This is a genomic window from Peribacillus sp. YIM B13481, assembly GCF_042787985.1.
GTDB classification, from domain to species: Bacteria; Bacillota; Bacilli; order Bacillales; family DSM-1321; genus Peribacillus; species Peribacillus simplex_A.
The window spans coordinates 1-13051 of sequence record NZ_JBHZPE010000080.1 but is presented as its reverse complement, the minus strand read 5'-3'; the positions used below and the strand labels follow the sequence as shown (position 1 = coordinate 13051).

The 13051-nt window shown below is 40.0% G+C and carries 13 protein-coding genes, 1 tRNA gene, 1 other RNA gene and 1 other annotated feature; of the genes, 11 read left to right on the top strand and 4 right to left on the bottom strand.

Going from position 1 to position 13051, the window contains the following annotated elements:
* Positions 1-119 precede the first annotated feature (119 nt).
* The gene (locus ACFX4X_RS24000) at positions 120-1085 is read right to left on the bottom strand and encodes a YaaC family protein (RefSeq protein WP_317779002.1); all 966 of its coding nucleotides are present in this window, start codon (positions 1083-1085) and stop codon (positions 120-122) included.
* A 112-nt stretch (positions 1086-1197) separates the two neighbouring features.
* On the opposite strand from ACFX4X_RS24000, the gene guaB reads away from it, so the two are divergent.
* The 4 genes from guaB to ACFX4X_RS23980 all read left to right on the top strand — a co-directional run bounded on the left by guaB (position 1198) and on the right by ACFX4X_RS23980 (position 6019).
* Entirely contained in the window at positions 1198-2661 is a 1464-nt protein-coding gene (guaB, locus tag ACFX4X_RS23995; RefSeq protein WP_089365025.1) for an IMP dehydrogenase, read from the top strand.
* A 173-nt stretch (positions 2662-2834) separates the two neighbouring features.
* Positions 2835-4154, top strand: coding sequence for a D-alanyl-D-alanine carboxypeptidase family protein (locus tag ACFX4X_RS23990; protein WP_260399085.1), 1320 nt, complete (start codon positions 2835-2837; stop codon positions 4152-4154).
* A 69-nt stretch (positions 4155-4223) separates the two neighbouring features.
* Positions 4224-4449: a binding site (T-box leader), on the top strand.
* 62 nt (positions 4450-4511) lie between these two features.
* Positions 4512-5789 carry a serine--tRNA ligase gene (gene serS / locus ACFX4X_RS23985; RefSeq protein ID WP_377387135.1) on the top strand — a complete coding sequence of 426 codons (1278 nt, stop codon included), beginning with the start codon at positions 4512-4514 and terminating at the stop codon, positions 5787-5789.
* A 137-nt stretch (positions 5790-5926) separates the two neighbouring features.
* Positions 5927-6019: transfer RNA gene (locus ACFX4X_RS23980), tRNA-Ser, on the top strand.
* A 121-nt stretch (positions 6020-6140) separates the two neighbouring features.
* Here ACFX4X_RS23980 and ACFX4X_RS23975 read toward each other — a convergent pair.
* The 3 genes from ACFX4X_RS23975 to ACFX4X_RS23965 all read right to left on the bottom strand — a co-directional run bounded on the left by ACFX4X_RS23975 (position 6141) and on the right by ACFX4X_RS23965 (position 8177).
* The gene (locus tag ACFX4X_RS23975) at positions 6141-6812 is read right to left on the bottom strand and encodes a deoxynucleoside kinase (protein ID WP_377387132.1); all 672 of its coding nucleotides are present in this window, start codon (positions 6810-6812) and stop codon (positions 6141-6143) included.
* Positions 6790-7449, bottom strand: a complete 660-nt coding sequence (locus ACFX4X_RS23970) for a deoxynucleoside kinase (RefSeq protein ID WP_089365026.1) — start codon at positions 7447-7449, stop codon at positions 6790-6792. The genes ACFX4X_RS23975 and ACFX4X_RS23970 overlap by 23 nt, the downstream gene beginning before the upstream one ends.
* 182 nt (positions 7450-7631) lie before the next feature.
* Entirely contained in the window at positions 7632-8177 is a 546-nt protein-coding gene (locus ACFX4X_RS23965; RefSeq protein WP_377387129.1) for a cysteine hydrolase family protein, read from the bottom strand.
* A gap of 139 nt (positions 8178-8316) precedes the next feature.
* Here ACFX4X_RS23965 and tadA point away from each other — a divergent pair, with 139 nt between their 5' ends.
* The 7 genes from tadA to ACFX4X_RS23930 all read left to right on the top strand — a co-directional run bounded on the left by tadA (position 8317) and on the right by ACFX4X_RS23930 (position 12717).
* Positions 8317-8823 (top strand): tRNA adenosine(34) deaminase TadA, encoded by a 507-nt coding sequence (gene tadA, locus ACFX4X_RS23960; protein ID WP_284469101.1) that lies wholly within the window; start codon positions 8317-8319, stop codon positions 8821-8823.
* A 147-nt stretch (positions 8824-8970) separates the two neighbouring features.
* Positions 8971-9235: signal recognition particle sRNA large type (gene ffs, locus ACFX4X_RS23955), an RNA gene on the top strand.
* Positions 9236-9416: 181 nt separating this feature from the next.
* The gene (dnaX, locus tag ACFX4X_RS23950; RefSeq protein WP_284469100.1) at positions 9417-11105 is read left to right on the top strand and encodes a DNA polymerase III subunit gamma/tau; all 1689 of its coding nucleotides are present in this window, start codon (positions 9417-9419) and stop codon (positions 11103-11105) included.
* Between the two features lie 21 nt (positions 11106-11126).
* Positions 11127-11444, top strand: a complete 318-nt coding sequence (locus ACFX4X_RS23945; protein WP_053348895.1) for a YbaB/EbfC family nucleoid-associated protein — start codon at positions 11127-11129, stop codon at positions 11442-11444.
* Between the two features lie 60 nt (positions 11445-11504).
* A complete protein-coding gene (recR, locus tag ACFX4X_RS23940; RefSeq protein WP_061440307.1) occupies positions 11505-12101 on the top strand; it encodes a recombination mediator RecR in 597 nt (198 codons plus the stop codon).
* 20 nt (positions 12102-12121) lie between these two features.
* On the top strand, positions 12122-12340 hold the full coding sequence (locus tag ACFX4X_RS23935; protein WP_061440308.1) for a YaaL family protein: 219 nt from the start codon (positions 12122-12124) through the stop codon (positions 12338-12340).
* Positions 12341-12453: 113 nt separating this feature from the next.
* Positions 12454-12717, top strand: coding sequence for a pro-sigmaK processing inhibitor BofA family protein (locus ACFX4X_RS23930; RefSeq protein WP_377387125.1), 264 nt, complete (start codon positions 12454-12456; stop codon positions 12715-12717).
* Positions 12718-13051: the final 334 nt, after the last annotated feature.

The window sequence follows — 13051 nt, the reverse complement described above, 5'->3', positions numbered from 1 at the left end:
TAGTTGGGGGTTTCCCCCTGTGAGAGTAGGACGCCGCCAAGCCATTTAAAAGATCAGCCATCCGGCTGGTCTTTTTTCGCGTTCCAGGACAGATCAACCACGGTTGGTAGTTAGAAGGATCAAAAGTTGAACCTTTTGGACTTAATCCATTCCAATATTAAAAAGGGCACCTTAACTTGGCTTATTTTAAGGAATTGCACAATGCAAGGGTAATCATCATTGGGCATTGTTTTCATCAGCTCTGCCCACCATTCTGTTTCATAACGAGCTATTATACTAAGGTTATAAGAAATCAAATAATGGATTAAAAGTTCAGGTAACGAAAAAGCTGACGAATCTTTATTGAGTGATAGCATGAACTGTCCTTCTGCCATGTTATATCGTATTGGAGAAGAAGCATTATGAATTAGTACGCTATCTGCTTTTAAAGTTAGTGTTCGAGGTGCTTCTGAAATACTGAAAACTTGATTCGTTTTGGATTTTAAAAATTCTTCCAATCGACTGCTGGACATTTGATAGCTATCCAATATGGCTGAGGGTAGTTGAAAACCATCCGAAGAGGGTGACAGGGCGGCGAAATTTTTCTGGGGAATGGGCCATGTAAAGTTTTGCATATCTGGTATTTCCTTCAATAGCGTCCCCATAGAAAATTTTTCACCTTCCAGATGCTTGATATGAAATAATTTCTCGGCAATGCAGGTGAAAAGTCCATTCTTTTGCGTTTTTACTTCGTCCTTTAAAAATTCGTATTGTTGTTTTTTTCTTTTTCTTGTAGTTACCCCATGGGCAAGTACCGAAGTTGATTCAGGATAGTTAGGATCAATAGTGAGCAGGCAGGCCTTTAACAATTGGGCGAATCCATAAAATATTAGGATTGGCTGTATGGAAAGTGGAGCTATGGCAGCCTGATTATAATATGTTTTACCATGTTCAAGATGGTATATAAATGGATAGCAGTTTTCGTAACTTTTCATTTCTGCATCTTCTATTTTTTCACGCATATAACATTTTTGTAAAAAAAGTTGTGAGGAAGATGCGGAAAAAAAAGGGGTATATTTATCGAAATTATCATTGTTTTCAGGCACTGCAGCCTCTCCTCCGAATTAATAGAATTATCAAACATTTATTTCTCTTCTTGACAGTAGTATGTCCTATTGATAACCTACAAATAATATTTTTAAGCAGGAGGGGAAAATAATGTGGGAAAATAAATTTGCAAAAGAAGGTTTAACCTTTGATGATGTCCTATTAATTCCAGCGAAATCAGAGGTTTTGCCGAAAGATGTTAACCTTCAAGTCAGCTTAGCTGAAAATTTAAAGCTCAACCTTCCTATCATCAGTGCAGGAATGGATACCGTTACAGAAGCTGAGATGGCAATTGCCATGGCTCGTCAAGGCGGATTGGGTATTATCCATAAAAATATGTCTATTGAGGCACAAGCTGAACTGGTGGATAAAGTAAAACGTTCAGAAAGCGGTGTTATTAACGATCCATTTTTCTTAACGCCAGATCACCAAGTATTTGATGCAGAGCATTTAATGGGTAAATATCGCATTTCGGGTGTGCCTGTTGTCAACAATTTAGAGGATCGAAAACTTGTGGGTATTATTACAAACCGTGATTTGCGATTTATTTCCGATTTTTCTTTGAAGATTTCCAGTGTCATGACTATAGAGAATCTGGTCACAGCTCCAGTGGGAACTAACTTGGAACAAGCAGAAAAGATTCTTCAAAAATACAAAATTGAAAAGCTTCCCCTTGTAGACGATAATGGTGTTCTTAAAGGACTTATTACAATCAAGGACATCGAGAAAGTCATTGAGTTCCCGAACTCGGCGAAAGATAAGCAAGGAAGGTTACTTGCAGGTGCTGCTGTTGGTGTGACTAAAGATACATTGAAGCGTGTAGAAATGCTTGTTAAGTCCCAAGTCGATGCAATTGTGCTTGATACTGCTCACGGTCATTCAGCGGGCGTCCTTGAAATGGTAAAGGAAATCAGCGAGGCATATCCTGAATTGACGATCATCGCTGGTAACGTGGCTACAGCTGAAGGAACGAAAGCATTGATTGAAGCGGGAGCTGATGTAGTGAAAGTGGGAATCGGACCAGGGTCAATCTGTACGACAAGGGTTGTAGCCGGTGTAGGAGTTCCTCAAATCACGGCAGTCTTCGATTGTGCGACAGAAGCAAGGAAATATGGTAAAACGATCATCGCTGATGGCGGAATTAAATACTCTGGTGATATCGTTAAAGCTCTAGCTGCAGGCGGACATGCAGTAATGCTTGGAAGTATGCTTGCCGGTGTAACTGAAAGCCCAGGTGAAACGGAAATTTTCCAAGGTCGCCGTTTTAAAGTATATCGGGGTATGGGTTCTGTTGCAGCGATGGAAAAGGGATCTAAGGATCGTTACTTCCAAGAAGATAACAAGAAATTCGTACCGGAAGGCATCGAAGGGCGCCTTCCATACAAAGGACCTCTTTCAGATACCATTTTCCAACTGATTGGCGGCATTCGTTCAGGTATGGGATATTGCGGAACAGCCACATTGGAAGATTTGAGAGAAAACTCTCAATTTGTCAAAATGACTGGTGCCGGGTTAAGAGAGAGTCATCCTCATGATGTCCAAATTACAAAAGAAGCACCGAATTATTCAATGTAATGAAATTAACATATAATCGTCATTAAAATTTATTGTTAAAATAGACAGAGTCTACGATTACTCTGTCTATTTTTTTTATTTTTTCTGTGATAAAATATACAAGGTGTCAAGGGAATCACATAAAGTTTCTTCTTTGTTATAGAGATTAGCTTAAAAGTTGGAGGTATTGGAAATTGAAAAAAATCAGCAAGATTACCCTCATTTTCACTTTTGTCTTTGCTCTTGTTATGTCGCAATTTGCCTATCAACCGGGGGAAGCTGTTGCTGAATCTGATAATTTAGGTTTAAAAGCAGAGGCAGCCATCATCATTGATGGTAAAACAGGACAAATCGTGTATGAAAAAAATGCCGATGAAGTATTAGGGATTGCATCCATGTCAAAAATGATGACTGAATACATCATAATGGAGTCAATCAAAAATGGGAAAATCAGTTGGGATCAAAAAGTTAAAATAAATAAATACGTGCATGATCTTTCAAAAGCACCGCATTTGTCGAATGTTGGGTTAACAGAAGGTGAAGATTACACAGTTAAAGAACTATATCAAGCCATGGCTGTCTATTCTGGAAATGCGGCAACGGTAGCTTTAGCACAATTGATTTCCGGAAGTGAAAAGAGTTTTGTTAAATTAATGAATGAAAAAGCAACGAAATTAGGCTTGAAAAACCATAAATTCGTTAATGCCAGCGGTTTGAATAACTCCGATTTATTAGGGCAATACCCTACTGGTAAAGCAGATGAAGAAAATATCATGACAGCAAAAGATACTGCTCTTCTTGCTTATCGTCTAATAAACGATTATCCGGAAGTATTAAAAATTGCGAGTATTCCTAAATTGAAGTTCCGTGATGGAAAAGAGTATTCGAACTTCAACTGGATGTTGCCTGGCCTGATATTTGAATATAAAGGCGTAGATGGACTTAAAACGGGATCTACTGACTATGCCGGTTATGGTCATACAGGGACGGTTATCCGGGATGGCCAACGCTATATCACGGTGGTTATGAAGTCCACTAGTAAAACTGAACGTTTTGCGGATAGCACTAAGCTGATGAACTACGCTTATGCAACCTTCAAAAAAGAAAAAGTACTTCCAGCCAATTACCAAGTGAAAGGGAAAGAAACACTTTCAGTAGTAAAAGGTAAGGAAAAAAGTGTTAAGGTTCAATCTGAAAAAGCGATCGAGCTACTTGTTGAAAATGGTGAGAAAGATAACTATAAAACAGATTTAGTGATCGATAAAAACAAATTGAATGATGATGGTAAGTTGACTGCACCAATCAAAAAAGGTGAAAAGCTTGGATATATCACAGTCACTCCTAAAAACGGCGAAGATTACGGGTACATTAACGGCGATCCAGTGAAGGTTAACGTCGTAGCTGCTGAGTCTGTTGAAAAGGCAAACTGGTTCGTATTATCAATGCGTGCGGTTGGCGGATTCTTTGGTGATGTATGGAGCAGTGTAGCTTCTACAGTTAAAGGCTGGTTTTAAGTTTCGTGTATAAAACGGTTGCGTAATGTATAAAATTATAGTACATTATGGAAAACAATCTGATTATATAAGAAAGCAATGACAGGATATAGTAACAAGAATTTCTTTCTATAGAGAGCCGATGGCTGGTGGAAATCGGTGTGAGAATCTTGTGAATCCCTCCTGGAGCAGAGTATGGAAAGCCTTATGGGGTCAGTAAGTACTTTCGGTTAAAAGCCGTTATCGTGATAAGTGGTAGACATTTTTCATATGTCTTCAACTAGGGTGGCAACGCGGGTTAACTCTCGTCCCTTCTTCAGGGGACGGGAGTTTTTTGCGTTCTTGGAAAAATCATCAGATATTAAGGAGGAACTGGAAATGTTGGATTTGAAATATGTAAGAAATAATTTTGAAGAAGTAAAACGTGTACTGCAATTCAGAGGAGAAGATCTAACTGATTTAGGTAAATTTGAAGAGCTTGATTTGAAGCGTCGAACCTTGATTGCCGATACGGAAAAGTTGAAAAGCAAAAGGAATGAAGTTTCACAGCAAGTGGCGGTATTGAAACGGGAGAAAAAGGATGCTGACCAGTTGATTGCCGAAATGCGTGAAGTTGGAGATCAAATCAAAGGATTCGATGATGAGCTTCGTGAAGTGGAAGCCCGCTTAGGAACATTACTTCTTTCCATTCCTAATATTCCGCATGAAAGTGTCCCAGTTGGTGAAACGGAAGACGATAATGTTGAAATCCGTAAATGGGGGGAATTGCCGGTATTCAAATTTGAACCAAAACCACACTGGGATGTAGCTGGAGATTTAGGCATCCTGGATTTTGAACGGGCAGCAAAAGTTACCGGAAGCCGATTTGTATTTTATAGGGGTCTAGGTGCACGGTTAGAGCGTGCTTTAATTAGCTTTATGTTGGATCTTCATGTTGAAGAACACGGATATGAAGAAATGCTGCCTCCATATATGGTGAACCGTGCAAGCATGACTGGCACAGGTCAGTTACCTAAATTCGAGGAGGATGCCTTCCGTATTGAAAGTGAAGATTACTTCTTGATTCCTACGGCTGAAGTGCCTGTGACAAATTTCCATCGTGATGAAATCATGAGCATGGATGATCTGCCGATAAGTTATGCGGCATACAGCGCTTCTTTCCGATCAGAGGCAGGTTCTGCCGGTCGTGATACCCGCGGGTTAATTCGCCAGCACCAGTTCAATAAGGTTGAATTAGTGAAGTTTGTAAAGCCGGAAGATTCTTATGGGGAATTGGAAAACCTCACGGGTCATGCCGAAAAGGTCCTTCAATTGCTAGGTCTTCCATATCGAGTACTAAGCATGTGTACGGGAGATCTTGGTTTCACTGCTGCTAAAAAGTATGATATCGAGGTTTGGATCCCGAGTTATGGAACGTATCGTGAAATTTCTTCTTGCAGTAACTTTGAAGCATTCCAGGCTAGAAGGGCCAATATCCGCTTCCGACGTGATGCAAAAGGAAAACCGGAACACGTCCATACTCTAAATGGATCAGGTTTGGCAATCGGCCGTACAGTCGCGGCGCTTTTGGAAAATTATCAACAGGAAGATGGCAGTGTTATCATTCCTGAAGTATTACGACCATATATGCGCGGTGCGGAGGTCATTAAACCGTAAGTTAAAGAAAAAAGGAATCAGCTTCTGATAAAAGAAGCTGATTCTCCTTTTTATCTAAGTTTAAAAATTATTTCAAAAAACTTTCTAGACTGCTTGACTTTGATTTTAATTCAATGTATTATAATAAATGTTGATACGGAGGTATACCCAAGTTCGGCTGAAGGGATCGGTCTTGAAAACCGACAGGGGAGTCAAATCCCGCGGGGGTTCGAATCCCTCTACCTCCTCCATAACTTATTAATAACCACAGCGCATAAATTGGATATCGATGAATTCCGTTACAGAGATGTAACGGAATTTTTGTTTTCTAATATATTGAAAAACCACCGGATAACCGGTGGTTTTTTTGTTTTACATATTTCGTAACAACTTGGTTTGCTCCATATATTCGGCAATCCGTTTTATAAGAGGTTCGATACTTGCTTCATCCTGCATAAGGTCATATTCATTTATATTCAATCGAAGGACAGGACAGGCATTAAATTGATCAATCCATTCTTCATAACGGCCGTGCATCTCCTGCCAATATTCAATTGGGGTATGCTGTTCCATCGGACGGCCACGCTCTTGGATACGTTCGAGGATATCGTCCAGTGAGCCTTCGAGATAGATAAGTAAATCAGGGTGCGGGAAGTATGGCGTCATTACCATGGCGTTAAAAAGGCTTGTGTAAGTTTCGTAGTCCACATCGTTCATCGTACCTTTTTCATGATGCATTTTTGCAAATATTCCAGTGTCTTCATAAATGGAACGGTCTTGGATAAAACCGCCGCCATATTCAAAGATTTTTTTTTGCTCTTTAAAACGTTCAGCGAGGAAATAGATTTGCAGATGGAAACTCCAACGATTAAAATCATCGTAAAACTTATCCAGGTAGGGGTTCGTATCAACCTTTTCAAAGGATGTCCTGAATTGAAGGGCATCGGCTAATGCATTGGTCATGGTCGATTTTCCTACGCCAACCGTCCCTGCTATCGTAATGACGGCGTTGTTTGGAATATTATATTTCTTTCGTAAGTTCATTTGACTTTACTCCTTTTTGCAGGGCATTCTCTATTTGGGTGATTATCGTTTTCAAATCATCCTTGTTGCCGACGAAATCCAGTTCATCTCCGTTGAATGTAAGCACAGGTATGTCAGGGTGCCGTTTTTCAAACGTTTCCATGAATATTTGGTAATCTGCGGATAATTGCTCTAAATAAATGGAAGATATATTTTTTTCGAAATCACGGCCTCTTCTACCGATGCGGGAGATCAGAGTATCAAGACTTGCGTTTAAATAAATGACCATATTAGGTTTTGGCATATCCCGTGTTAAAATATTGAATATTTCAAGGTATTTATTGTATTGTTCGTTTTTTAGGGTTCGTTCAGCAAATATCAAGTTCTTGAATATATGGTAATCAGCCACCACGGCTTGGTCATTAGTAAGATACTTTTTTTCGATATCTTCCAATTGTTTATAACGGTTACATAGAAAAAACATTTCTGTTTGAAAGCTCCACTCATCAATATTGTTGTAGAATTTCCCTAGAAATGGATTTTCATCTACAATTTCCCTTAATAACGAAAATTGAAAATGCTCTGCGATAGCTTTTGCAAGTGATGTTTTTCCCACGCCGATTGGACCTTCGACAGTGATAAATGGGGTGGATTTCATCCAATCTGTCCTCCTTCATGAGGTATCAAGCTGAAATTCCCAGTTTATTAGGTTTCAGCCAAGAGATATTGTATCACAGACTTAGGACTTAAGTGATATTTTTGTCAGTTTGCTAATGAAGGAGAATGAAAGAGTGTGTAACAGGGGGATATGGTGGGAAATGCCTTGTTCTGGTGAATACCTTAAATGTCCACACTCTTTTTAATGGATGCCTTAAGAACATGGTTCATCATCTTTAATGCATAATGATTATCTTCCTTTGATGCTGAAGCGATGCAATCCTCGGGTATCCATAATTGATATTCCCGCATATAGGCATCGTTGGCCGTGAATAGGACGCAGATGTTACCGGCTATACCAGTAATGATCAGGGTTTCCACTTTTAATCGTTTGAGTAATGTGTTGAGGGCGGTCCCATAAAATGCAGAATGCTTCGGCTTGATGAGAAAGAACTCGTCTTGTTGTGGTTTTATCGTTTCAATTAATGGGCCATTTTTTTCATTTTTACAGGTATCAATTATTTTATCGAAGTCAGCCTGCCATAAATCATAATGGTCATTGATATAAATGATTGGAAAGCCCTTTTCCTGCATTTGCTTTTTTAATTTCAAAATCGGATCGATGATAAGCTTCGTATGTTCAAGGAGCATATTCCCGTGTTTGAAATCAAAATCATTGATCATATCAATGATAAGCAAGGCGAAAGAAGGCGATTTAGGTCGATTCATGGTATATACTCCTTCATTGTGAGAATTTACTTGCAGCACATATGCAGCTTGCGTTACTATTCATTAGAATAAGTAGTATGACCTTTATTTTGTCTTATATTTGTCTGTTTACTCCTACTTAATTTGAGGGGGTTTTTTTATGAAGGATGATGTTTTTTACATGAATTTGGCCTTGAAGGAAGCTAAAAAGGCGCAGGCATTGAATGAAGTGCCGATTGGCGCTTTAATCGTAATAGATGACCAAGTTATTTCGACGGGGCATAACCTAAGGGAAACAGAACAGAATGCGACGGCACATGCAGAGCTACTTGCGATCAATGAGGCTTGTCGTGCTACAGGCAGCTGGCGCCTTGAGGATGCGACGTTATATGTAACGTTGGAACCTTGTCCCATGTGTGCAGGTGCCATTTTACAATCGAGGGTAAGGCGGGTTGTTTTTGGAGCGCACGATCCAAAGGCTGGATGTGCAGGGACATTTATGGATTTACTTCGAGATGAACGCTTCAACCATCAATGTGAAGTAACGAGCGGTGTATTAGGGGAAGAGTGCGGTTGGATATTGACTTCTTTTTTTAAAGAGCTTAGGAATAAAAAGAAAAATTTGAAAAGAGAGAGAGCACTCAAGATTATCGAAGAAAATAAATAGGTGAAAAACGAATGTTGAAGATGAGGCTTAGCTTCATTTGATAAATTTGGAATCAAACTGTCCATGAACAACACTTGCGTTTTTTTTGTTACCTTAGTATAATGAATTATGCGTCGATATGACGCTGCGAAATTGGTATTACATTTGCCGTGCTAGACGGGGAGGTAGCGGTGCCCTGTACTCGCAATCCGCTCTAGCGAGGTTGAATCCCTTCTCGAGGTTAGCATTCTGTAGGGCCTGCCTTAAGTAAGTGGTGTTGACGCCCGGGTCCTGCGCAATGGGACTCCATGAACCATGTCAGGTCCGGAAGGAAGCAGCATTAAGTGGAAGTTCTCATGTGCCGCAGGGTTGCCTGGGCCGAGCTAACTGCTTAAGTAACGCTTATGGTTGCTAATCGACAGAAGGTGCACGGCAGTTATTTTACATAAACAAAAAACTCATTCGTATCGGGTGGGTTTTTTTTTATGCCAAGAAGGTAAACTGCTTGGTTTTTTGAAAACAATGAGGCAATCATAAAATTTCCTTTTAGACTTTGAAATTAAGGAAATCAGTAATGTATAATAAACAAGATGGAGAAAAAAGGAGGGATTTCCGTGGGGTATCAAGCATTATACCGGGTATGGCGGCCACAACAATTCATTGATGTAGTTGGGCAAGAACATGTAACGAAAACGCTGCAGAATGCCTTGGTCGGGCAGAAGGTTTCACATGCCTATTTATTTTCCGGTCCACGCGGGACAGGGAAAACAAGTGCTGCCAAAATTCTAGCAAAAGCAGTGAATTGTGAGCATGCCCCGACAAGTGAGCCCTGTAACGAATGTGCTACTTGCCGCGGAATCACTGATGGCTCCATATCAGATGTTATAGAAATTGATGCAGCATCCAATAATGGTGTCGAGGAAATCCGTGACATTCGTGATAAGGTCAAATATGCACCGAACGCGGTTACATATAAAGTTTATATCATTGATGAGGTACATATGCTTTCACAAGGCGCTTTCAATGCGCTTTTAAAGACATTGGAAGAACCTCCGAAGCACGTAATTTTTATATTGGCGACGACAGAACCTCATAAGATTCCACTAACGATCATCTCCCGTTGCCAAAGGTTTGATTTTAAAAGAATTCAGCCTCAAGATATTGTTGGCAGGATGTCACAGATTATTGCAGAAACAGGTGTTTCATGTGATGAACAAGCTCTGCATATCATTGCGAGGGCAGCAGAAGGCGGGATGCGAGATGCACTAAGCCTTCTTGATCAAGCGATTTCCTTCAGTTCGGAGACGGTTTCTGTGGAAGATGCATTGACTGTCACCGGTTCTGTTTCGCAGGCATTTTTAAGCAGGTTGGCAAAGGCTATATATGATAAAGAAGTAGCGGTGGCACTTGAAGTCCTTGAAGAATTGCTAGCTATGGGAAAAGATCCGGCTAGGTTCATAGAAGACATGATTTATTATTTCCGTGACATGCTTTTGTATCAAACTGCACCAGCCCTGGCAGAATCCTTCGAGCGTGTATTGATAGATCCCCAATTTAAAGAATTGGCAGAAGTCATCTCTTCTGAATCGATTTACTCCATTATTGAAAGCTTCAATCAAACACAGCAGGATATGAAATGGACAAATCATCCAAGGATTTTCCTTGAAGTGGCACTTGTGAAATTATGTAATGAGCAAAGGTCAAATCAAATGGATGATGGGCAGCTTAAACAGATGCAGCAGAAAATAGATGATTTAGAGAAGAAATTAATGGAAATGCATAAAAATGGCATTCCGGCAGCAATGACAGAAAAACCTGCAGAGCAGGCGAAAGCACAAAGGGCCATTAAAAAGGCATATAAAGCACCTGCAGGAAAGATCAATCAAGTTTTGAAACAAGCTACAAAGCCAGATCTTAATGTAGTGAAAAGTAAGTGGGGAGAAGTGCTTGAACAGTTAGGTCAGCAAAACCAAAAGTCATTGGCAGCTTTATTAACGGAGGCAGAACCTGTTGCTGCGTCAACTGAAGCTTTTGTGGTAAAATTCAAATATGATATTCATTGTCAAATGGCAATGGAAAATAACCGTTTCGTGGAAGTGATGGCCTCGATCATGCAGCAATTGACCGGGCACCGTATGGAGATAGCTGGTGTTCCGGAGAGCCAGTGGCAAAGGTTGCGGGAGGACTTCATTTCAACACAGCAGTTCGACGGTCCAGAAGAAACGGAATCAAAAGAAGAAGACCCCTTTATAGCAGAGGCTAGAAAATTAGTCGGCGATGATCTACTTGAAATTAAAGAATAATTGGAGGTAAGGAAAATGGGTATGCGCGGCGGTAATATGCAAAATATGATGAAACAAATGCAAAAAATGCAAAAGAAGATGGCAGAGGCACAAGAAGAATTAGGTGAAAAAAAGATTGAAGGCACTGCTGGCGGCGGAATGGTAACGGTCATCGTGACAGGCCATAAAGAAATAGTTGATGTAATCATCAAACCGGAAGTTGTCGATCCGGATGATATCGATATGCTTCAGGATTTAGTCCTGGCTGCAACTAACGATGCTTTGAAAAAGGCGGAAGAACTGACAAACCAAACGATGGGACAATTCACTAAGGGAATGAACCTTCCGGGTATGTTTTAAGCAAGTTCAAAAGAAACTTCCTTTCAGGAGGTTTCTTTTGGGATTTTTAGGGGGAATTTGATGCATTATCCAGAACCAATTTCCAAGCTCATTGACAGTTTTATGAAATTGCCGGGGATTGGGCCTAAAACGGCTGCTCGATTAGCCTTCCATGTACTAAGCATGAAGGAAGATACTGTTTTGGATTTTGCAAAAGCACTTGTGAATGCTAAACGGAATCTTATGTATTGTTCAGTCTGTGGTCATATTACAGATCAAGATCCCTGTTATATCTGCGAAGATCAAAAGAGGGACAGAAGTTTGATTTGTGTGGTTCAGGACCCGAAAGATGTAATAGCTATGGAAAAGATGCGAGAGTTCAATGGTTTATACCATGTACTGCATGGCAGTATTTCACCGATGGACGGAATTGGTCCAGAAGATATAAACATTCCTGATTTATTAAAACGCCTGCAAGATGAAACAGTGCAGGAGGTCATTTTGGCTACTAATCCTAACATTGAAGGTGAAGCGACAGCCATGTATATTTCGCGGTTGCTAAGACCGTCAGGGATTAAAGTGACCCGAATTGCCCACGGACTTCCTGTTGGCGGAGATTTGGAGTATGCGGATGAAGTAACGCTATCAAAAGCAATTGAAGGAAGAAGAGAAATATAAGATAGCTGGGAGGACTTCACTTGTTCTTTCGTAAAAAAAAGAAACTTCGAAATGAATTTAATGAGTCATTAATCGAAGATCTTGAACATTTGAAATGGAATTGGCATAATCAAAAATCATTACTTGAAAAAAGCGTTGATCCATCTGAGGAAGTAATCGCCCAAACAAGACTGGCGGAAGTGAAATATTTCTACTTATTCAGGGAAGTTAAAAGAAGGAATGTCCGCATAAAAAGATGATAAGTAGATGGCTGTGAAGGAATGCATTTTCTTCATAGCCATTTTTTGTTTGAGTTCTTAATCCAAAGATCTCTTCATATAAGTGAAGTACAAGCTTGCGGGGAGGAATGATTTTGGAACCAGTTGTCTTTGTTGCCGTAGTTGGCGGCCTGATTTTAATGCTCCTCATTATAGGGGCGCCATTAAGACCCGTCCGGTTTATAGGGCAGGGGATTATAAAGATCATTATCGGTGCAGCCTTTTTGTTCTTTTTGAATACATTTGGGAATCAAGCGGGCATTCATGTACCCATCAACCCTGTTACCTCAGCAGTCGCCGGCCTGCTTGGAATACCAGGAGTTGCAGCTTTGGCGGCCATTGGCTATTGGGTCATTTAAAAGGCATTAGCGTCGATGTTACTCTGAAAAACCTCATGGAAACTCCTTGAGGTTTTTATCATGTTATCGTTCATTTAGTTTTTTTAAAAAATATGTAAATAAACCATTGACGAAAAAAGAACAACCTGATAATATATTAGGAGTCGCCAATAACGACATCATGAATACTCAATCAAAAAAATGTGAAATAAATATTGACATTAGAATGAGTTGATGATAAGATAATAAAGTCGCTTACGAAGTAACGACGAAGAATCGCTCTTTGAAAACTGAACAAAACAAAGCGCCAACGTTAAATTTTAAGTGAGCACACACTATCAAAAAAGCAAATGAG